Source organism: Xenorhabdus szentirmaii DSM 16338 (assembly GCF_002632585.1).
In the GTDB taxonomy this organism is placed as follows: domain Bacteria; phylum Pseudomonadota; class Gammaproteobacteria; order Enterobacterales; family Enterobacteriaceae; genus Xenorhabdus; species Xenorhabdus szentirmaii.
The window spans coordinates 1-341 of the sequence record NZ_NIBV01000056.1; the positions used below are offsets into that span (position 1 = coordinate 1).

Sequence of the window (341 nt, forward strand, 5' to 3'; positions counted from 1 at the left end):
CAGACCCCGCCATGCGCCCCCGGCAGGTACAGATGCAACGGGGTGCCCGCCCGCAGGCGATCCGTGATTTTGCGGCCGTACAGCTCCAGTACCTGACCGTCAGAACCGATCACCGGCACCACAAGCGAGCCGCTGAAGTGCTCATGGCCGCTCTCCCGCAGCAACCCGACCGCCTGAAGTTGGGCGCGGATCTCTGCGCCGGCTTTCAGTTTTTTCTCCGGCAACCGATAACCGAGGGTGCGGTTGGCAAAGCCAAGTTTAAAATGGCTGACCAGTTCGGGATGATCAAGGCGGCGTTTTTTCAGGTATTGCTGCACTTCTGGCGCAGTGAGCAAGGTCTG

The 341-nt window shown here is 61.0% G+C and carries 1 pseudogene; it reads right to left on the bottom strand.

The window, feature by feature from the left end:
- Positions 1 to 341: pseudogene (locus Xsze_RS21605) on the bottom strand (DNA primase); the annotation flags it as partial.